The sequence below is a fragment of the Chryseobacterium sp. GP-SGM7 genome, assembly GCF_049166575.1.
GTDB lineage: Bacteria > Bacteroidota > Bacteroidia > Flavobacteriales > Weeksellaceae > Chryseobacterium.
This window is the reverse complement of the sequence record NZ_JBMHFF010000002.1, coordinates 339,867-360,478: the sequence shown is the minus strand read 5'-3', so window position 1 is coordinate 360,478 and position 20,612 is coordinate 339,867. Positions and strand designations below refer to the sequence as shown.

At 33.2% G+C, this 20,612-nt stretch carries 22 protein-coding genes; 6 read left to right on the top strand and 16 right to left on the bottom strand.

Features of this window, described 5'->3' with window-relative positions; genetic code table 11:
• Nucleotides 1–347: 347 nt before the first annotated feature.
• From ACOOWA_RS10425 to ACOOWA_RS10400, 6 genes are all read right to left on the bottom strand, one after another.
• Nucleotides 348–2,285, bottom strand: coding sequence for an ABC-F family ATP-binding cassette domain-containing protein (locus ACOOWA_RS10425; protein WP_421375050.1), 1,938 nt, complete (start codon nt 2,283–2,285; stop codon nt 348–350).
• A gap of 300 nt (nt 2,286–2,585) precedes the next feature.
• Nucleotides 2,586–3,257 (bottom strand): response regulator transcription factor, encoded by a 672-nt coding sequence (locus ACOOWA_RS10420; RefSeq protein ID WP_421375048.1) that lies wholly within the window; start codon nt 3,255–3,257, stop codon nt 2,586–2,588.
• Nucleotides 3,254–3,988 (bottom strand): sensor histidine kinase, encoded by a 735-nt coding sequence (locus tag ACOOWA_RS10415; protein ID WP_421375046.1) that lies wholly within the window; start codon nt 3,986–3,988, stop codon nt 3,254–3,256. The genes ACOOWA_RS10420 and ACOOWA_RS10415 overlap by 4 nt, the downstream gene beginning before the upstream one ends.
• 14 nt (nt 3,989–4,002) lie before the next feature.
• Nucleotides 4,003–4,584, bottom strand: a complete 582-nt coding sequence (locus ACOOWA_RS10410) for a hypothetical protein (protein ID WP_421375045.1) — start codon at nt 4,582–4,584, stop codon at nt 4,003–4,005.
• A 47-nt stretch (nt 4,585–4,631) separates the two neighbouring features.
• Entirely contained in the window at nt 4,632–5,369 is a 738-nt protein-coding gene (locus ACOOWA_RS10405) for a hypothetical protein (RefSeq protein WP_421375043.1), read from the bottom strand.
• An 83-nt stretch (nt 5,370–5,452) separates the two neighbouring features.
• The gene (locus ACOOWA_RS10400; RefSeq protein WP_421375042.1) at nt 5,453–6,070 is read right to left on the bottom strand and encodes a DUF5715 family protein; all 618 of its coding nucleotides are present in this window, start codon (nt 6,068–6,070) and stop codon (nt 5,453–5,455) included.
• Between the two features lie 237 nt (nt 6,071–6,307).
• Here ACOOWA_RS10400 and aqpZ point away from each other — a divergent pair, with 237 nt between their 5' ends.
• Nucleotides 6,308–7,021 carry an aquaporin Z gene (gene aqpZ, locus ACOOWA_RS10395; RefSeq protein ID WP_421375041.1) on the top strand — a complete coding sequence of 238 codons (714 nt, stop codon included), beginning with the start codon at nt 6,308–6,310 and terminating at the stop codon, nt 7,019–7,021.
• A gap of 298 nt (nt 7,022–7,319) precedes the next feature.
• Here the strand turns inward: aqpZ and ACOOWA_RS10390 are convergent, their stop codons facing one another.
• The 6 genes from ACOOWA_RS10390 to ACOOWA_RS10365 form a co-directional block, all read right to left on the bottom strand.
• On the bottom strand, nt 7,320–7,865 hold the full coding sequence (locus tag ACOOWA_RS10390) for a hypothetical protein (RefSeq protein ID WP_421375039.1): 546 nt from the start codon (nt 7,863–7,865) through the stop codon (nt 7,320–7,322).
• Between the two features lie 154 nt (nt 7,866–8,019).
• Nucleotides 8,020–9,006: an acyl transferase gene (locus ACOOWA_RS10385; RefSeq protein ID WP_421375038.1), complete on the bottom strand. Its 987-nt coding sequence runs from the start codon at nt 9,004–9,006 to the stop codon at nt 8,020–8,022.
• Nucleotides 9,007–9,201: 195 nt separating this feature from the next.
• Nucleotides 9,202–9,978: a UDP-2,3-diacylglucosamine diphosphatase gene (locus ACOOWA_RS10380; protein ID WP_421375037.1), complete on the bottom strand. Its 777-nt coding sequence runs from the start codon at nt 9,976–9,978 to the stop codon at nt 9,202–9,204.
• A gap of 28 nt (nt 9,979–10,006) precedes the next feature.
• A complete protein-coding gene (gene queD / locus ACOOWA_RS10375) occupies nt 10,007–10,453 on the bottom strand; it encodes a 6-carboxytetrahydropterin synthase QueD (protein ID WP_421375036.1) in 447 nt (148 codons plus the stop codon).
• 66 nt (nt 10,454–10,519) lie between these two features.
• A complete protein-coding gene (locus ACOOWA_RS10370; protein ID WP_421375035.1) occupies nt 10,520–11,188 on the bottom strand; it encodes a Yip1 family protein in 669 nt (222 codons plus the stop codon).
• 31 nt (nt 11,189–11,219) lie between these two features.
• The gene (locus ACOOWA_RS10365) at nt 11,220–11,603 is read right to left on the bottom strand and encodes an acyl-CoA thioesterase (protein ID WP_421375033.1); all 384 of its coding nucleotides are present in this window, start codon (nt 11,601–11,603) and stop codon (nt 11,220–11,222) included.
• A 76-nt stretch (nt 11,604–11,679) separates the two neighbouring features.
• Here ACOOWA_RS10365 and ACOOWA_RS10360 point away from each other — a divergent pair, with 76 nt between their 5' ends.
• Complete coding sequence (locus ACOOWA_RS10360; RefSeq protein ID WP_421375032.1) at nt 11,680–12,333, top strand: ComF family protein; 654 nt, start codon at nt 11,680–11,682, stop codon at nt 12,331–12,333.
• 56 nt (nt 12,334–12,389) lie between these two features.
• On the opposite strand, the gene upp is transcribed toward ACOOWA_RS10360, so the two are convergent.
• On the bottom strand, nt 12,390–13,040 hold the full coding sequence (gene upp, locus ACOOWA_RS10355) for a uracil phosphoribosyltransferase (RefSeq protein WP_421375030.1): 651 nt from the start codon (nt 13,038–13,040) through the stop codon (nt 12,390–12,392).
• Nucleotides 13,041–13,230: 190 nt separating this feature from the next.
• Nucleotides 13,231–14,541, bottom strand: a complete 1,311-nt coding sequence (der, locus tag ACOOWA_RS10350) for a ribosome biogenesis GTPase Der (RefSeq protein ID WP_421375029.1) — start codon at nt 14,539–14,541, stop codon at nt 13,231–13,233.
• 230 nt (nt 14,542–14,771) lie between these two features.
• Between der and ACOOWA_RS10345 the strand changes: the two genes are divergently transcribed.
• The 4 genes from ACOOWA_RS10345 to murA all read left to right on the top strand — a co-directional run bounded on the left by ACOOWA_RS10345 (nt 14,772) and on the right by murA (nt 17,742).
• Entirely contained in the window at nt 14,772–15,230 is a 459-nt protein-coding gene (locus tag ACOOWA_RS10345; protein ID WP_421375028.1) for a heme-binding domain-containing protein, read from the top strand.
• A 7-nt stretch (nt 15,231–15,237) separates the two neighbouring features.
• Nucleotides 15,238–15,651, top strand: a complete 414-nt coding sequence (locus ACOOWA_RS10340) for a thiol-disulfide oxidoreductase DCC family protein (RefSeq protein WP_421375027.1) — start codon at nt 15,238–15,240, stop codon at nt 15,649–15,651.
• Between the two features lie 118 nt (nt 15,652–15,769).
• Nucleotides 15,770–16,435, top strand: a complete 666-nt coding sequence (locus ACOOWA_RS10335; RefSeq protein ID WP_421375026.1) for a DUF4290 domain-containing protein — start codon at nt 15,770–15,772, stop codon at nt 16,433–16,435.
• Nucleotides 16,435–17,742, top strand: coding sequence for a UDP-N-acetylglucosamine 1-carboxyvinyltransferase (gene murA, locus ACOOWA_RS10330; protein ID WP_421375024.1), 1,308 nt, complete (start codon nt 16,435–16,437; stop codon nt 17,740–17,742). The genes ACOOWA_RS10335 and murA overlap by 1 nt, the downstream gene beginning before the upstream one ends.
• A 289-nt stretch (nt 17,743–18,031) precedes the next feature.
• On the opposite strand, the gene ACOOWA_RS10325 is transcribed toward murA, so the two are convergent.
• Both ACOOWA_RS10325 and ACOOWA_RS10320 read right to left on the bottom strand, forming a co-directional pair.
• Complete coding sequence (locus ACOOWA_RS10325; RefSeq protein ID WP_421375022.1) at nt 18,032–19,978, bottom strand: DUF2207 domain-containing protein; 1,947 nt, start codon at nt 19,976–19,978, stop codon at nt 18,032–18,034.
• Between the two features lie 3 nt (nt 19,979–19,981).
• Nucleotides 19,982–20,533, bottom strand: a complete 552-nt coding sequence (locus ACOOWA_RS10320) for a LemA family protein (RefSeq protein ID WP_421375021.1) — start codon at nt 20,531–20,533, stop codon at nt 19,982–19,984.
• Between the last annotated feature and the right edge of the window lie 79 nt (nt 20,534–20,612).

The window sequence follows — 20,612 nt, the reverse complement described above, 5'->3', positions numbered from 1 at the left end:
GATTAATAAAAGATTATTAATACAATATCGTATTCCAATAGAAAAGATTTGTGATATTTATGATACAATTTTTTGTTTAAATCTTAAAAAGGCTTCGCTCCTACGGAGCTAAAATCCTATCGTTATCAATTATGCTACAAAGGTTTTTACTCCTACGGAGCGATTTTTTACACAATCTTTTAACAGGTCGCTCTTAGTTAACACGTTTCTTACTAACAGATTGTTTCTACGGAGCAAATGCTCATCGCATAATTTTTGAATTATTAAGCTTTTTGTAAGCATGAATCTTATTTCAATAAAAAAAAGATGAACCAAAGTCCATCTTTTCAATATTTTAAATTTAGAAATTAATCTAATTGCGTTCCCAAATGTTCCCATTCCTGCAGCGCAAGATCAAGCTCTTCTTTGGTTTTATTGTATTTTTCTAAAGTTTCTTCTGATGGATTATCTTTGGTAAAAGAAGCTTCAAAATTTTCGATGGTAGTTTCCAATTCTGAGATTTTTTCTTCTACTTTCTTTAATTTATTCTGAATGCTTTTTTGTTCTTTGCTAACGATGGTCGTTGGTTGTTGGTTGACAGTTGTTGGTTTTTCTTCAACTTTTTTGGTCTTTACCTCAACTTTGGGTTCTTCACCATGAAGTTTTGCTTTTTCGGCAGAAATTTCTCTGATGGATTCTTTTTGTCTGAAATCTAGATATTCATTGATGTCGCCTAAGAATTCTTTCATTTTCCCGTCACGGAATTCGTAGATTTTATCACTTAATCCCTGTAAAAATTCTCTATCGTGAGAAATTACAATCAATGTACCTTCAAATCTTTGCAAAGCCAGTTTGATAATCTCTTTAGACTGAATATCCAGGTGATTGGTAGGCTCATCCATAATCAAAACATTGAACGGGCGCAAAAGCAATTTACAAAGTGCCAAACGGTTTCTTTCACCTCCGGAAAGTACTTTTGTCTTTTTATTTACTGCTTCACCCTGGAAAAGGAAAGATCCTAATAAATCACGAACTCTCGGTCTCGTTTCTTCGGTTGCTGCATCTTCGGCTTCTTCCTGAACGGTTTTATTTGGAGTTAAAACTTCTTCCTGATTTTGTGCAAAATAACCGATGTTGACGTTGTGTCCTAAATTCCAGTTTCCTGAAAACTCTTTGATATCGCCGGCAAGAATTTTTGCCAGGGTCGTTTTTCCCTGTCCGTTTTGACCAAGAAGTGCAATTCTGTCTCCTCTCTGAACGATAAAGTCTACATCATCAAAAATTTGTTTTTTACCGTACGCTTTACCTAATTTTTCGGCTTCAAAAATAACTTTTCCGGGAACAACAGACTGTACGAAACGGATATTAAATTTAGAAACATCATCATTATCAACTTCGATACGTTCTATTTTATCTAATTTTTTAATCAGAGATTGTGCGAAAGAAGCTTTTGTAGCACTCGCACGGAATTTATTGATGTTATCCTCCATCTGCTTGATTTCCGCATCCTGATTCTTTTTAGCCTGAATCAGTTTTTCACGGCGATCTTCACGCATGATTAAATATTTAGAATAATTGGCTTTATAATCGTCAACTTTTCTGTTGTTAACATCAAAAGTACGGTTACAAACCGCTGTCATAAACTGCTTATCGTGACTTACCAAAAGAATTCCTCCCGGATAATCTTTCAAAAAGTTTTCTAGCCAGATGATCGATTCCATATCCAGGTGATTGGTAGGCTCATCGAGAAGCATCAGATCATTTTTCTGAAGAAGAAGTTTCGCCAGTTCGATTCTCATTCTCCAGCCTCCGGAAAATTCGTCGGTAATTTTTTGGAAATCATCCGCTTTAAAGCCAAGACCGAACAATACTTTTTCAATATCACCTTCAAGATTATACGCATCGTGATGCATTAAAAGGTCATTCAGATCAGTCATTCTGTTGATCAAATCGGTGTAAGCATCACTTTCGTAATCTGTTCTTACCGTCAATTGATGATTAATTTCTTCCAATTCATCTTTCCATGCATTAATTTGCTCAAAAGCCTGCATGGTTTCGTTCCAAACGGTTCTGCCTTTCACAAAATCAAGATCCTGTTTTAGGAATCCGATGGTAATATTTCCTTCAGGAACCACGTTTCCTTCGTAGAATGTGATTTCTCCGGAAAGCATTTTCAGAAGCGTAGATTTTCCCGCTCCGTTTTTACCAACCAAACCAATTTTATCATCTTTTTTAATGGTAAAATTTACGTTTTGAAATAAATAATTACCCGAATGATGTAATCCTAAACCCTGAACCGAAAGCATTTGAAATGAATATTAAAAGTGAATACTGAATGTGAATCTTTTTCGGGTGCAAAAATACGGAAAAGAAATGAATGACAGGAAAATAAAAAAAGAGCCGTCTAAATGACAGCTCCCCGCTAAATTTTAAAAAGAACGTTTGCCTAGAATATAATTTCTGAAATTAAGCAGGAATTTTCAATCATCAGTTATTCATGTAGTTGCTCTGAATGAACATGACAAAGTAACGACCGAAAACTGTAAATAACATGAGTAGAAACACGTAAATAAAAAATTCCGTATTTCTACGGAATCAATTTCTTTTTAGGCAGGAGCATAAATATTATTAACGATGGCGTAAATTACGATTCCCACCGTATTTTTTGCACCAATTTTTTCAATGGCCCTTTGACGATGACTTTCTACCGTTCGCGGACTGATAAAGAGTTTTTCGGCAATCTCGTTATTGGTTAATTCCTGGCAAATTAATTTAACGACATCTCTTTCTCTTTCTGAAAGATCGTCTTCCATATCAAACAATGACTTTTTTTTTGAAGAATTATTCATGTAAGAAAGAAGCATTTCGTGATCCTCATTGGTGAAGAAAATTCCATTCTCATGAACTTTTGTAATCGCTTCAATAAATATTTTTTTGTTGGAATTTTTTGGTAGAAATGCTGAAACACCAAGTTTTACCATATACCCTAAAACTGATGTTTTGTAATGCGAAGAAAGAATGATGATTTTTAAATCGGGATATTTATCTTTTAAAATTCCAACCAATTCAAAACCATTCATGGGTTGCATTTGTACGTCAACCAACGCAATATCTGGAAATTTATCTTTTCCAATCGTTTCAAGATTTTCAAGAAAAACATTTCCGTCATTTGCCATCATTGTCACCGAAAAGTTTTTTTCTTTAGACAAAAGCATTTTCACCCCTTCAAGAATCAACTGCTCATCATCTATCAATGCAATTTTTATTTGCTCACTCATTGTTTTTTCTGAATTTTAAAAATTAATCTGCTTCCTTTATTGATAATACTTTTCCATTTGAATTCTGCATCCATCGATTTCATTCTGGATTCTATATTTTTGATTCCCATTCCTTTTTTAACTTTTTCATAATCAAAACCTTGTCCGTTATCAAAGATAATAATTCCGGTAAAATTTTGAAAATCTTTAATTATAATATCAATCTTATCCGCAGTAGAATGTTTTATAACATTGGTTGTAAACTCCTGAATAATACGATAAATCTGAACTTCGGCAAATAAATCTCTTTGGTTGTATTTTGAAGAAACGTATAATTCGATGTTAATTTTTGCTGATAAATTGGTAATTAATTCTTCAATATATAAAATCAAACCTAATTTTTCTAAATTCACAGGATATAAAGAGTGAGAAATACTTCTTGTACTGTCAATCAACTCAGAAATCTGATTAGAAATAACTTCTGAGGTAGACTCATCTTCAATATCCAAATTATTCAGCCATAAAGAAAGAATATTTAACCGGTTTCCGATGTCATCATGAACAGAAACGGCAATTCTTTTTCGTTCTTCTTCCTGAACTTTGGTATTTTCTAAAACCAACTGTTTCTGATGCTGAATTTCAGCTCTGCTTTGTACATCTTTTTCTCTGATAATTCGATCAATAAATGTTTTGTAGAGCACTAATATAAAGAATACGATAATCGCCAATGTGACGATTATTAAAACAAGCAAATTGATATTTAGCGTTACTTCTTTAATCTTAAAAAGGTATAAATGAATGAACTGTATAAAATACTCGACAACACTGTATTAATTCCCAAAACCATATAAAAATTATCTTCTGAAAGATTTTGAAGCTGTTGAAAAATAATGAAAACAAATACCGAAACCGAATAATAAAAGAAAATACAGGCATCAATGAGAGTAAATCTACTTATATTTTTATTATTCTTAATCTGTTGAACCAGAGTAAATCCGGCAAAACAAATAATGATAATATTCGACGCGACTTTCACCTCATCAAAATTAAACGTAATTGCAGGAATATGACTGATAATTAAAAACAATAAAGCGACAATCGAAGTTATTCCAAACAAATACTTTGGTAAATCAAGCTTTTTAATAAATAAACTTGTAAGAAGTAAAAATTCTCCGGCTATGTAATAAGGATAAATGAATGAAGTATCTTGTAATTCGATGACGTAGGCAAAAAAAAGACTTATTAACTCAACAAGAAAAAGAAAAACAATATAAAATGCATATTGTTTTTCTTTTTTATTTAGAATGATATATTTCCAAAAAATAAGGAAAACTATTATTAAAAGCAATCCGTAGTTGAGAAATAAAAATGTTTTATAAAAATTTACCATTGATATTAACCTTCACCGAAATCAGGGATTTTGCAAACCGGAGGACATGGTTTTGCATAATCAAAAGTATTCGAAATTGTTTCTGTACTTCCTCCTAAATTTTTTACAAAAGAAATAAAAATAAGTGCCGGAAGCTGCTTTTGATAGATTTCAGAATATTTCAACCCAAAAGAACAAACGAAACTTACTTCCAATTCGGATTTTGTGATCTTATCAAACGGAACATAAAATTTATTAAAAATACTTTTCCCACCGTTTTGTTTGTATTCAGCATAAAACCAGTCCTGCCCGTTTTCCTGCCAAGATTCTATAGAATCTACCGCTTTATCCTGCTCCATCACAGGTTTTCCTGCAATCGGCATAAACATATCAGAGTCATTATCTACTTTGCGCATATCTTTCGACAAAACCGCATTCTTCACAACCGTGTAAGTTTGAATTTCCGTCAGTTTTAAATCTTGCTCTAAAGGTTCGAACACAGAGTAAGGAACTTCTCCTACTGCTATTTTATTTCCTTTTTCATCGAGTGGACAAAGCATGATGTTTAATCGGCCTTCGATAACACCAACTTCTGCACAAAATTCTTTGTTGGCATTCGCTTTTTTAAGCCAATCAACTTGCTCTGGAGTGATGTTGAAAATATAATTCTCCGGAAAAAGATTTTCAAGACTTCTTAAATCGGTTTTGGAAGTCATCCATCCTTCTACCGCTGTCGTGTACTGATCTCTGTTTAGATTCTGCATTAATAAAGGTTTTTAAGTTTAAGCGATAAAATTATCGAATCTACACATGCTATACAAACATCTGTTTAATAAATAAGAATAATTTAATAATTCCTCACCGTCACATGAAAACAACTCTGCTGCCTTTCTTTAATATAGAAAATTTTACCTGCATCGGCATAATATTTTAAAACCTTCTCCAAAGCAACCTCCATTTTTGGATTATTTTTTAAAACCCCATTAAAACGAACATAAGAAATATCGAAAGAATTGCCATAGTTATGTGAGCTGATTCCTAAACTCGCATTAGAATTTACTTTTCTTAATCTGCATTGATCTTCAAGCGTTCTCGTAATCGAAGAAACCGTAAAAGTATGACCTTTGGTTTCTTTGCTGAATTTCGAACCTATTTTTTCTAATATAGATTTTGCTTTTGAAACCAAATAGGCTCTGCTGTAATCTAATTTTTGAACCTTAAATCCTTTTCCTGATTTTTTAACTGTATGAAACTTCCCTTTATTGATGTATTTCTGCACCTGCGAAGTGTTCTTCAGAATGTTCACATTAAAGCTTCGTGATGCATCCAAATGTGGCTTGTACAGCGCAGTTGGCTCAACCTTCAAAACTTCTGTTAAATCATAACAAGGAAGAGATTTGATCGACTTCTGACTGTAAAAAGAATGCGAAAAAACAATAGGAATTATAAACAGGTACTTCTTCATGAAAGGCTATTTAGAATTTTATAACAGACAATTTTGATTTTCTTACGCTCAAAGATATTAATTTAATGCAACGTCATAATAATTTACGATTAAAAACAAATTTATAAATTATGTTAAATAATTTAATTATCAATATGAAATAAACCACAACAGCTATTTTATAAATATTAAAAATATATAAAAAATGAATTATTAATTTTTGTACATTAGCTCTCTAATTTAAAAATACATTAAGAGATGATTTCAAAAACTTCAAAATTCGTAGCAGAAATGTTCGGAACAATGGTCTTGGTTTTAATGGGTTGCGGAAGCGCAGTAATTGCCGGCGCAGACGGAACTACAGGAGTCGGGCTTTTGGGGATTTCTTTCGCATTTGGTTTAAGCGTTGTAGCAATGGCTTATGCAATTGGCCATATTTCAGGATGCCACATTAATCCCGCAATTTCTATCGCAATGGTCGCTGCCGGAAGAATGAAAATAGACGAAGCAATCCGTTACGTTATTGCCCAAATTCTCGGAGCCATCATCGGAGCCGGAATTCTGTATCTGATTTTCACCAATCATCCCGGCGCAGAAATGAAACCCTGGGCTTTAGGATCAAACGGTTGGGGAACAGGATATTTAGACGCTTACAATATGACGGCTGCTTTCATTGCAGAATTTGTTTTCACATTCATCTTTTTGATGGTGATTTTAGGATCAACTTCTACAAAAAATATCAACGGCGGATTTGCCGGTTTAGCAATCGGACTGGCTTTAGTATTGATACACATCGTGGGAATAAAAATCACAGGAGTTTCTGTAAACCCAGCAAGAAGTATCGGACCAGCAATTTTTGCAGGTGGAGAAGCACTTTCTCAACTGTGGTTATTTATTTTAGCACCCGTTTTGGGAGGAGTTTTTGCAGCATTTACCTACAACTTATTAATGGAAAAACCTGAAGTAAATTAATTACAATTTTATATCAAAACCTGTTGTGCATTTATGAGAAAATATTAAACAAACTGAAAATCAAAAACTTGTATTTCTTTGATAAGCGAAGCGCCCTTGTTTTACTTTATTTCAGCATAGTTTTTGAGTTTCTTTTGTTTAACATTGCGTTTATTTTATCGCAAAGGAAAACAAAGAATTTAAATCACAAAGTTTTTTTAAAGGTAAACAAAGGCTTTTCACTTACTGAAGTAAAACAAATTTATAAATGCACAACAGGTATCAAAATAAAATCCTGCCTTTTATCGGACAGGATTTTCTATTTTGTTTTCTTGATTTCAAAGGGATTTTTAAAAATTAATTCTTCATGTTTCCCTTTGACTTCCATTTTCTTATACAAAAGATTGAGCGCCATTTTTCTTATAAATAAATCTTTATCGGCTAATTTCCAATAAGAATCTCCATGAACCGTTTTAGGTTTTCTAACTACATAAAATTCTGTTTCCCAGGAATCTACATTGTGATAAAATTCGATAATTCCACAGTGTTCGGGAATTACAGCATGTTCAATCATTCCCATTGGCAACAAAAAACTGAAAGAATTACAGATATAATCACCACAGCAAATTTTATCGTGTTTTAGAAATTTTTCTCCCGTGGAAGCATTGACGTAAGACTTTTTAAAATCATTTTTAAAATCACTTTTCGAAAGCTTGATTTCAATTTCATGACTGAAACCTTCAGTATTAATAATCAAAATATCGGCTTCCCAATCTGCCTGAAAATGATTGGTTAAGACAATTTCCTTCTCAAAATCACATTGAGAATGAATGTAGGCATGAACAAGTTCTTCTATTTTTAACATGACTCTTTAAAATGAAATATATTTTTAACGAAAAGTTCGCCAGTATTTTTTTAAAAAATTATTGTGAATATTTTTCGTTCGCAAAGGCGCTTCACTCAGCAAATGAAAGCAGAATTTCTGTTAAAATCAACTCAAATGCTCTAATTGAAATGAATCAGCTCACAAGAAGGCTGCATCCACGAATATCAGAATGATCAATTCTTCCTAAAACCTGGAATTTATTGCCTGTTGTTTTACCTAAATCCTGAGTCGCTATGAATGAACAAGAATGAATATTTGCCAAATCAATAATATTAACTGCCCCGGTTCTACCCTCTTTCTCATAATTAAACGGATCTTCAGTATTTCTTATCAAAACCCGCATCCAGTTTGGGCATTGGTAAATATTTTCACCTAAAGAATACGCCTGAGAAAGCAATTCCGTCATGGAATATTCTGAATAAATTCTATCGGTTTTAAATCCGTTCTGTAAAATTTTCAGCAATTCATCTTTGGTCATTTCTTCCTTTCTTCCTTTCATTCCGCCAGTTTCGATAACTATTAAACTCTTTAATGAATTTAAAGACTCTTCACTTCGCTCAGAATGACAATAATCTAAGAAATCTAAAAGCGCAAAAGAAACTCCAAAAAGAATGACCTTTTTATCTTTCAATTTGTTTAAAAGCTGAAGTAAATCTTCGTGATTGTAGAGAAAATATCCGTTTTCTGGTTTGCCGGATTTTTTCATTAAATAATCAACCATGTAAATCAGGGATGAGTTTTGTTTCTCCAAATAACTTGGCAATAAACCTAAAAAAATAAAATCTTCAGGTTTTCCGATAAACTGTTCGAAACTTTTGTAAATACTTTCCTGATAAATATTTTCGTCTGCAATGAAATGTTTAGACAAATTCATCTGCGTTGTACCTGAACTTTGAAAAAACAAATCGGCCGAAATATTTTTATTTAAAATCTGATGATTTTTAAACATTTCAATCGGCAAAAACGGAATTTTAGTCAAAGAATTTACATTTTGAGGATCTATTTTTAAATAATCTACAAATTTTCTATAAATCTCAACATTTTCATATTGAAAACGGAAAGTTTCGAGACAAGCTGTCAAAAAATCTTTTTCGGTTTGTATGTCAAAAATATTTTTCAATGTAATTTTCAGATTAAATTTTAAGCTTATTGATTCAAAATGAATCTTTTATAGATTTAAGCTTAATCATTCACAATTAATTTATTTAAAGGAGCCGATTTTGGTTAGGTTTTTGAAACATGACCGGTGGAATATGGATTAGTAATAAAGACTGTAGAAACTTTATTCAAGAATTACCTCTTTTGGGGTAATTTTTTATTCCTGTTTTTCAAAAGTTTTCAATTCAAAATCATGTTCAAAAACTCCATAGGTAAAGTAGGAAATCCAGTCTCCTAAGTTGATGTATTTTGAATCTTTTACTAAATCTAAAACCATCGGCAAATGTCGGTGACCATAAATGAAGTAATCGATTTTCTCGGTTTCCAGCTTCTTTTTTGAATAGATAATCAAAAACTCTTTGTCTTCACCTAAAAATTCTTTGTCTTCATCTCCCGAAATCATTTTATTTTTCTGAGACATGTACAATGCAATTTTCATAGCAATATCCGGATGAAGCCATTTGAAAAACCATTGTGCAACAGGATTTGTAAAGACTTTTTTCATTCTTTTATACCCTTTATCTCCTGGTCCTAATCCATCTCCGTGAGCCAAAAGAAACTGCTTTCCTGCGATTTCGAAATATTGCTTTTTATAAAAAACCGTGCATCCAATTTCTTCTTCCAGATAATCTTTCATCCACAAATCGTGGTTTCCGACAAAAAAATAAACCTGAACGCTGTGATCTTTTAATTCTGCAATTTTCCCTAGAACACGCACGTAACCTTTTGGAATTACGTGATTCCATTCATGCCAAAAATCAAATAAATCACCCATCAAAAACAAAACCTGAGCATCTTTTTTAATTTCATTCATCCAGCGGATAAATTTTTGCTCACGAATTTTGCTCTGCTTAGGATCCGGCGCACCAAAATGCTGATCTGAAGCAAAATACACTTTTTTTCCAGGTTCTAAATTAATGGTCGTCTTGAGCACTTATTAAATTTTAAATTCAGCAAAAAATTTATTGATTATCTTCTGCAAACCATTCTCCGTAAGAGTTTTCGGTTTCGTGAAGCTTTAGATAAGCTAAAGAAATTCCTTCCGGAAGCTTTGTTTTTATTTTTGCTGCAATGGCGTACAACATATTTTCGCAAGTTGGCTGAAAGTTACAGTAAATCACTTTCTGACCTTTATTTTCAAGCTCTTCACCCATTTCTCTGTGTGGAGAAACACCGTTTATTAACACTGAATGATCCCAAACATCAACGATTTCTTCTTTCACGATAGCTTTGATATCACCAAAATCTACCACCATTCCATTTTTAGGATTTTCAAGATCATTGATTGGTTTTCCTTTTACCGTAACGAAAAGTTTGTAAGAATGTCCATGCATATTTTTACATTTTCCGTCATAATTGTACAAAACATGAGCGGTTTCGAATGTAAAAATTTTTGTAATACGTATCATGTTGCAAAGATAAGGAAATTCAATAGGTAAATGAATGACCTTTGCCTGACTTTAATTTTGATTTAATTAAAAGACCGCCGATATTGCTACAATTAAAACAATCGGCACAACAATAAATAATACCGGTAGAATAAGATTTAAAATAGCTTTTCCTATTGAAAATTTCTGGACTTCTGAAAGTCCGATCACCATAAAAACCAAAGTTGTAAGTGATAATAGCATTTGTATAACGAATGAAATCCAGAAAACAATGTTTGTGACTAAATTTGTTTCTAAATATCCTGCAAAATCCGTAAAATAATCAACCCCATAAACTGCAATTTGCAAAAATAAAAAGAACAGACCTAAAATTGAAGGAATCATTGCATACGCCATCATTCTAAAAATGGAAGAAGTATTTCCAACGCCGTTTAACCATTTTCCTGACCAGCTCATCAATGCCGCATAAATGTAATAGGAAATCCAACCCAAAGCTCCACCAAGAATAACGCATCCGAAAACAATAGAAAACAATGATGAATTATCACCCATATTTTTAGAACTTGCACGCTCAAAAGCACTTGATACACCCGCAAGAAACATCAGTAAGTAAAAATATTTCTCGTAGCGGGTTTCATTTATAAATCTGAAAACCTTTCGAGGATCAGTCCAGATTTTTGTGAAAACGTCTTTATCCGACAGTATATTGTATTTTTCAAATTCTTCAAAGCGATTTTCAGTAATTTTTGTTTCCATGTAGTTTTTATTGAAAGACGAAAATAGACATTTATATTAAATTCAACCAATTCTCATCCAATCTTTTGATCTTCTGAGTTTCTTTATCAAGAAAAACCCAAAGCGTAGAAGAGTCTACAACCAGCTCATTATTACAATAAAACTCTACTTTTCTCGGTTGACGAATTCCTTCGGGCGGTTTTGGATAGGTTTTTATTGTTATGGTATCATTTACATAAACCTGTTTTTTATATTGAATATGATGATCGAGCAACATCCAAATATCATCCGGAAAACCTAATTTATTTTTTACAGAATCCCAATGTTCTGCAGCAACTTCTTCAACCCATTTTATATACTGAACATTATTAACATGATTATTTCCGTCGATATGCTCTTTCGTTATCTGTATCTGCTTTTCAAAAATCAAACCCATACTCAAAGATAGGATTTTGATTTTGAATTTATTTCTTTGAATTATTTTGATTAAATTAGTTACAGAAAACACACAAATGATTTTAGATATTTTCTTTCCGAATCGCTGCATTCAATGCAATACAATTATTGATGACAATTTGCTGGTTTGTAATCTGTGTTTTGAGCAAATTCATTTTACCCATTTCAACTTTTTTGAGAACAATTATATTAAGGAAAAATGCAAACTACTTTTCCCGATTGAAAACGCTTTTTCTCTGATGCAGTTCGAAGAAGAAAGTCTGAGCCGAAAAATTATTCATGAATTAAAATATAAAAGCCGTGAAAAAGTTGGAAAAATATTAGCTGAATGGACGACAGAACATTTAGATTTTAAAAATAAAAAACCAGATTTATTAGTTCCCGTTCCTTTGCATCCGAAGAAATTAAAAGAAAGAGGTTACAATCAACTTCATTTGTTTACAGAAACTTTGTCGAAATTTTATGAAATTCCATTTAGCCAGGATTTATTGAAGAGAAATTATTATTCAAAAGCTCAGGCTTTGAAAGATAAGGAACATCGTTTGGAAACTGAAAATGCATTTTCCGTCACAAAATTTATTTCCGGAAAACATATTTTACTGATTGATGATGTTTTTACAACGGGAAATACGCTTTCAACAATTGCCTGGGAAATTTTGAAAACCAGAGACAATAAAGTGAGTGTTTTGGTAATGGCGATGGATGAGTAATTTGGGAAGCTAGAAGCTGGATGCTGGAAGTTTTCCGCCCTGATGGACGAAATTAATTATCTCTGCAATTTTTCACCATAACTCAAATCTCCTGCATCTCCCAATCCCGGTGTAATATAGCCTTTTGCAGTTAAATTTTCATCGATTGCTCCAATCCATAGTTTTGCATGGGGATAAGCTTTTTCAATCGTTTCTACACCTTGCCTAGAAGCAATTGCCGCAACAATGTGAAGCTGAGTCGGCGTTCCGTTTGTTAATAAATCTTTAATGGCTTCAATTAAAGAAGCTCCGGTTGCCAACATCGGGTCTGCAACAATAAGTGGTCTTCCATCAATATTCGGACACGTCAGATAATCCTGTTTTATGGAAAAATAATCATTGGCATCGTGTTTTCTATAAGCAGCAACAAAACCACAATCTGCCTTATCCAGATAATTCAAAATTCCTTCAAACAAAGGAACTCCGGCTCTCAAAATGGTTGTTATAACAGGCTGAACAGCAATTTCTTTTACTTTTATTGTATCTAATGGCGTCTGAATTTCGATTTCTTTTTGTTCTAAATCTTTAGATATTTCAAAAGCAGCAATTTCACCAATCCTTTCCATATTTCTACGAAATCTCATTCTGTCATGTTGAATTTCTATATTCCTTAATTCGTTGATCCAAGAGTTTACTAAAGAAAATTGTTCTGAAAGAATTACTGTCATGATTATTATAGTTTTGAGGGGAAATTGATTTACAAATACTAAGTTTCTGCTAAAGCCAAATTGATTTATCTCTTATCAAAAACGGGCTAAAGCCCATTCATATTGATTAAAACAATCAAGACTAGATTAAAAACAAAATTATGAAATAAAAAATAAAAATCCCTCTTAGAAATCTAAAAGGGACTGTAAATTATTTCTGTCTGAAATACACTTCGATTGGAACTCCAGTAAAACCGAATTCTTTTCTCAGTTGATTTTCAGCAAATCTTTTGTAAGGTTCCTTCACGTATTGTGGCAGGTTGCAGAAGAATACAAATTGCGGCGATGGCGTTGGAAGCTGTACACAATATTTAATTTTAATAAACTTCCCTTTGTTTGCCGGTGGCGGCGTTCTTTCAAAGATTGGAAGCATAATTTCGTTTAGTTTAGACGTTTTGATTTTTTTCTTACGGTCTTCATAAACAGTCATTGCCATCTCAACAGTTTTCAAAATTCTCTGCTTCGTTAAAGCTGAAACAAACAAAATTGGAATATCGCTGAACTGACCTATCTTTTCTTTGATTGAATTTTCAAAATCTCTTACGGTATTTGTCGTTTTATCTTCTACCAAATCCCATTTGTTAACAACAATCACGATACCTTTTCTGTTTTTCTGAGCCAAACCGAAAATATTCATATCCTGAGATTCCCATCCCAGAGTAGCGTCAACCATAATGATTACGACATCAGAATATTCAATAGAACGAATTGAACGCATTACGGAATAGAATTCTAAATCTTCATTAACTTTAGATTTCCTTCTCATTCCGGCTGTATCAACCAATACAAACTCGTGCCCGAATTTATTGTAAAGTGTCTGAATACTATCTCTCGTTGTTCCCGCAACATCAGTTACGATATTTCTTTCTGCATCAAGCAAAGCATTCGTCATGGTAGATTTCCCTACATTGGGACGACCTGCGATGGTAATTTTTGGAAGACCTTCAAACGGATCTTTGTAATCTGTTGTCGGGAAATCTTTTACAATATCATCCAAAATCTCACCCGTTCCGGAACCTGTAGCAGAAGAAATAGTATAATATTTGTCGATTCCTAATTGGTAAAATTCTGTTGCATCAATTTCTTCTTTTGCAGAATCTACTTTATTAATAACAATGTAAGTAGGTTTATTAGACCTTCTCAACATTTCGTGGATTTCAAAATCTGTATCGGTAAGACCTTCTTCCACATTCAGCATAAAAATAATTGAAGTAGCTTCATCAATTGCCAGCTGAACCTGTTTTGAGATTTCTCCCTGAAAAACATCATCATTATTTACATCATAACCTCCTGTGTCGATAACGGTGAAATCTACACCATTCCAGTCAGATTTTCCGTAATGACGGTCTCTGGTTACCCCTGCAGTAGAGTCTACAATAGCCTCTCTTCTTTCTAATAAACGATTAAATAACGTGGATTTTCCTACATTGGGACGCCCAACAATAGCAACAATATTTGACATAAAAAATGTTTAATAATCCTTCGGCAATGCGATAGGACAAGATTATCAATGGGTTACTCCAACTATTGGAGCCCAATTTTTTTTGCAAAGATAACGTTTATTTTTCAGCATTTGGAATTGATTGATATAAATCACTAATTTACAAACGAATACTGCACGATTTTTCTTATTTTTAAAGTTTAGGCATTTGATTTGTTCTAAATTTTTAAGACTTTCTAAAACATTCATTTATGAAAAAAATACTGGTCATTTTACTCGTCGCTTTTGTAATCATTCAGTTTTTCCCGATCGATAAAACGAATGCACCTTTAAATCCGGGAATGGATTTTATTAAAATTAAAAATACAAAACCTGAAATTGCAAAACTCATCAATACTTCATGCTACGATTGTCATTCTGATGAAACAAAATATCCATGGTATTCCAGCATTGCACCGGCTTCATGGTGGCTGAAAAATCACATTGACGAAGGAAGGAAGCACCTTAATTTTTCAATTTTTGCAACTTATGAACCGGAAAGACAAATTCATAAGATGGAGGAATGTGTAGAAATGCTTGAAAAACACGAAATGCCTTTAGAATCATATTATATCGGGCATCAAGACGCCAAATTGAGCGACCTTCAGAGACAAGAGCTCATTAAATATTTCAAAAAAGAAATAGAAGAAACAAAATTCAAGATAAAATAGCAGAATCATGCAGGAAATTTGGGAACAGAAACATATTGTTTTTTTTGATGGCGAATGCGGTGTCTGTAATTTCTGGGTACGGTGGATTCTTGAAAGAGACAAAAAAGATCAATTCATGTTTGCTTCCCTGCAATCGGATTTCGGGCAGAAATTTTTAACTGAAAGAGGTTTAGAAACAAAACAATTCAATACTTTATATCTATGGAAACCTCATCGGTATTATTTGGTGAAATCTAAAGCTGTTTTAAAAATCGCCAATTTATTAGGTGGCATTTATAGTGTTGCCGCTGTTGGTTCATTATTTCCTAAATTTATGAGTGATCGTATTTACGATATAATTTCAAAAAACCGGATGAAACTTTCATCTCAAAAGTGTTTTCTTCCGGACAAACATCAGAAAAAGAAATTTATAGAAGTTTAATCTGTTTTGAATTTTCAGTTTTTGATCTATCAACCAAAACAATAAAATTTTATTAAATTTTTATAAACATTTAAGTTTTTCGAATCCATATTTTTATTAATCCATATATTTGCAGACTATGGAATACAATACCCAAAAAACTCAGCTTAATATGCCGGAATATGGCAGAATCATACAGCAATTGGTTGAGCGTTGTAAGGAACTTTCTACAAAAGAAGAAAGAAACGATATGGCGATGGCAATCATTGATTTTATGGGCCAGAGAAACCCGCAACTTCGTGATGAAGAAAACTATAAACATAAACTTTGGGATCATTTATATATTTTATCAAATCATGATTTAGATATTGATCCTGTTTACCCTTTCCCGACTAAAGAAGAACTTGAGGAAAAACCCAAGAGAATGGAATATCCTAAACTTCAGGGCGACTTCAAATTTTACGGGAAAAGCATTCTTCAGTTAATCGAAAAAGCAATCGAACTAGAACCGGGCGACGAAAAAGAAGCCCTAATCGAAGTGATTGCCAATAACATGAAGAAGTCTTATAATGTTTATAATAAAGAACACGTTACAGACGACGTAATTTTCCGTCATTTGAAAGAACTTTCAGCAAACAGACTTGATTTAACCAATATTGAATCTCTTGATAAGAGTAAAATCTATTATGCAACTGCTAATAGAAATAATGCTAATAAGAATAATAACAATAGAAATCAAGGTAATTCTAACAACAATATCAACAAAAGAAGATTCAATAACAACAATAATAAGAACAGAAGGTAATGAACGGGACGTTTCAAATAAGAGGAGGAAAGAGATTACATGGAGAAATTACTCCACAAGGAGCAAAAAACGAAGCGCTTCAGATTCTATGTGCTGTTTTGCTGACCGATGAAGAGGTAAGAATTAAAAACATTCCCGACATTCATGATGTCAACAGATTAATTGAAATTTTAGGCGATTTTGGCGTAAAAGTGACCAAAAATGCTCACGGCGATTTTACTTTCAAAGCAGATAAAGTCAATTTTGATTATATTAAATCTAATGAATTTAAAAAAGACGGTGCTAAACTGAGAGGTTCAATTATGCTAATGGGACCAATGTTGGCGCGTTACGGTGAAGCATATATGCCGACTCCGGGAGGTGATAAAATCGGAAGAAGAAGATTAGACACTCACTTTCAAGGTTTGGTGGAGCTTGGCGCAGAATTTCATTATGATGAAGAAGAATATTTTTATTCTTTAAAAGCGAAAGAACTGAACGGAAAATTTATCCTTTTGGAAGAAGCTTCTGTAACAGGAACTGCAAATATTGTGATGGCTGCAGCTTTAGCAAAAGGAAAAACAAGAATTTACAACGCAGCCTGCGAACCTTATCTTCAGCAACTTTGTAAAATGTTGAACAGAATGGGTGCAAACATCTCAGGAATTGGTTCAAACTTATTGACAATTGAAGGGGTCGCTCATTTAAACGGAACAGAACACAAGATGCTTCCGGATATGGTGGAAATCGGTTCCTGGATAGGTCTTGCTGCGATGACAAAATCTGAAATTACCATTAAAAACGTTAACTGGAATCAATTAGGAGTAATTCCAAATACTTTCAGAAAACTGGGAATTCAGTTGGAGCAGAGTGGTGATGATATTTACATTCCGTCTCAGGAAAATTATAAAATCCAGAAATTTATCGACGGATCTATTCTTACGGTTTCAGATGCTCCTTGGCCAGGTTTTACACCAGATTTACTTTCGATTATTTTAGTAGTCGCAACTCAGGCAAAAGGAAGCCTCCTGGTTCATCAGAAAATGTTTGAATCAAGATTATTTTTCGTAGATAAATTAATCGATATGGGAGCGCAAATTATTTTATGTGATCCACACAGAGCCACAGTGATCGGTTTAAACCAGGAATCTCCATTAAGAGGAACAACAATGGTTTCTCCGGATATCAGAGCCGGAAATGCTCTTCTAATAGCAGCACTTTCAGCCGAAGGAAAATCAATTATTCATAATATCGAGCAGATTGATCGTGGTTATGAAAATATCGACGGAAGACTGAAAGCGATCGGAGCAGATATTGAGAGAATTTGATTAAGATGGAAGATGGGAGTTTGAAGCTAGGAGTTTTCTAGGATTTTAATTTCAACAGTTTTCCTTTTAAAATATAAAAATCGTTCAGAATTTATTTTCTGAACGATTTTGTTTTATGGCAGAAGTTATAAATCTATTACCGTAAGTTCAATAGTAAGGATAATAAATTTTTAAGATGAAAGAAAAACTCAGATTTATTAAGATTCACAGATGCGAGACACTAAGTTGAATTCAATGTATTGATCTTAATAATTTTTAAAATTTAAGTAAATTTCATTGTCAATAATGGTTACCAACCACCGCCACCACCGCCACCGCCGCCACCGCCAGAAAATCCGCCGCCTCCTGATCCTGATCCCGAATCAGAACCGCTTCCTGAGCTGGAAGGCTGTGTAGCAGAAGACTGTATCGATTGCGTTAAGCTTGAATTTAAAACACTTGCCATTGCAAAATGATTCATCGAAGAACCAACATACCAATTGCTTTGATATTCGTAAGACATTTTTTTGAGCAAATCATCGAATTTCTTCCCCCAAATTTCATCTACACCCAAAACCATTGCAAAAGGCAATAATTTTTCGAAAGATTGTGGCGTCATTTCAGGTGGATTGTGAAATTTAATCTGTTGATTTTCGGCTGCTCCCATGTACATTTTAAAACCTTCAATCAATGATTTTTTTCTCAATTTTTCTTCTGAAGGTCGTTTTATTAAAAACTGATAAATGACCAACGACATGAAACCTAAGACAATAAACAGGTAGCAAACATTGAAATTATTATCAATCATAAAATCGCTTCCCTGGTAAATTAATACTCCTAAAAGGACAAATGCGATCACCGGAAAAATTAAAAATACTTTGAATAATCCCGGGAAAAACTTAAAAAGAACAATGGCGAGTATAGATGCAACAGTTAAAATTGCAAGAATAAAAATCCCTAAAAAGACCTTTTCAAATTCAGGAAAAATTTTAAAACTCACAAAAAGTCCGATTGCATAAACTCCCAAAATCGTCAGGATCGGAAAAATGAGTTTACCGGAATTATTTCCTTCATTCAATAATTGATCATGCTGGAATTTTAAAGCCGACTGAAAACTACGAACGGTTTGTTCAATTTTTGAATCGTATTTGCCGTCAAATTTCACAATGTCTAATCCCATTGTAAATAAATTGTCCATCAAACTGATTTCTTCTTTCGCCAAATTCTGGTCAGAATTTTTCAATTTTTTTACAGAAAACTGTTTCGATTTAAACAAACCAAAAATCCCTGGATCTTCACTTTCAATAATCTGAACGTAACCTTTTATGGCTAAATTAACCAAAGATGCAGTGAGATATTTATTTTTAAAACTTTCACTCTGAATATAACCCAGAGAAGCCGGCGATAGATTATCGGGAGAATTAAACTGCGGATAAACTGTTGGAGTTTCGGGATCTACACCGTATTTTTTCCATGTTGAATAATAGTAAATCAATAATACCAGAAAGATGACAATTCCGGCAATTAAAATTCCGAATTTTTCAAGAAAAGTTGGTGGCGGTGGCGGAATCATAATTCCTTTTTTAAAACCAACCGCAATTGTTAAACCTTCACCCGAACCTAAATTTTTTGCGCTCCATTCAATTGAATGTTCTGATAGAACTTTTGCCATACAATCTTGAGAAGTACTTCCGTAACCGCCTTTATAACAAGAGTTCTGAATAATTCCTGCACCTTGAGGAAGATTTACCGTTGCTGAAATACTGTCAACCGGAAAATTCCATTCCGTTCCGTTGACATTCCAATACAATTCGTCGTACTTATCAAAAAAACCGATTTGTTTTTCGGTAGTATATTTTATTTCATAATCATAATCTCCCGGGCTCAAAATAATATCTTTATTTCCCAGGTAAATTTTGAGATAACCATCCTCAATTTCTTCGTGATAATCTTCATCTACCCCGTTTTTCTTTACAGAAACGATATTGTAATTTACTTTTTGAGTTCTGTCATTAAGATTTCTTACCAAAGGCAATGTTCGAAAAATTCCACGTTTGATATTTTCACCTTCACTGTGAACTTTTATTTTTTCGGTAATGCTTAATCCTGAGTTTTTATTGACATCAATATCTGTATGGAAATTAATAATTCTCTCTATATTATCGACCATCGCTGGTTGTTCCGGAACAATCACCTCATCCTGTGCAAAGCCTAAAGAAAATAAGAGCAGAAGAAAAAATGCTGTAAGCTTTTTCATTCCTTAGAATTTTACCGTTGGAACTTCTCTGTCTGCAATATTATCCAATTCAAAGAATTTTGACTTCTCGAATTTATACATATTTGCAATGATGTTGCTTGGGAAAGACTCTACCAAAGTATTGTTTTCTCTCACTGTTCCGTTGTAATATCTTCTTGATTTTTCGATGTCGTTTTCGATTGAACTTAATTCTGCCTGTAACTGCTGGAAATTAGCATTCGCTTTCAAATCAGGATATTGCTCTGCAACTGCAAATAAATTGACCATTGCCTGATTCAGATTTTTCTCTGCAATTTCTTTACCTTCTACCGAATCTGCACCTACCGCAAGATTTCTGGCTTTTGTTACATTTTCAAGCGTTTCGCGTTCGTGACTAGCATAACCTTTTACAGTTTCAACCAAATTGGGAATCAAATCGTGACGTTTTTTAAGCATGACATCAATACTGCTCCACGCTTCCTGAACCAGATTTCTCAGTTTCACGAGACGATTGTAAATGGAAACTCCGTAAAGCAATACAATTGCTAAAACACCACCAATAATAAGTGCAATCATAATTTTGTAATTTATTTTAGATTAAAAATAAACCTTTTCCCGGAAAATTGAATAAAAAAAAGCGCTCAATAAATTGAAC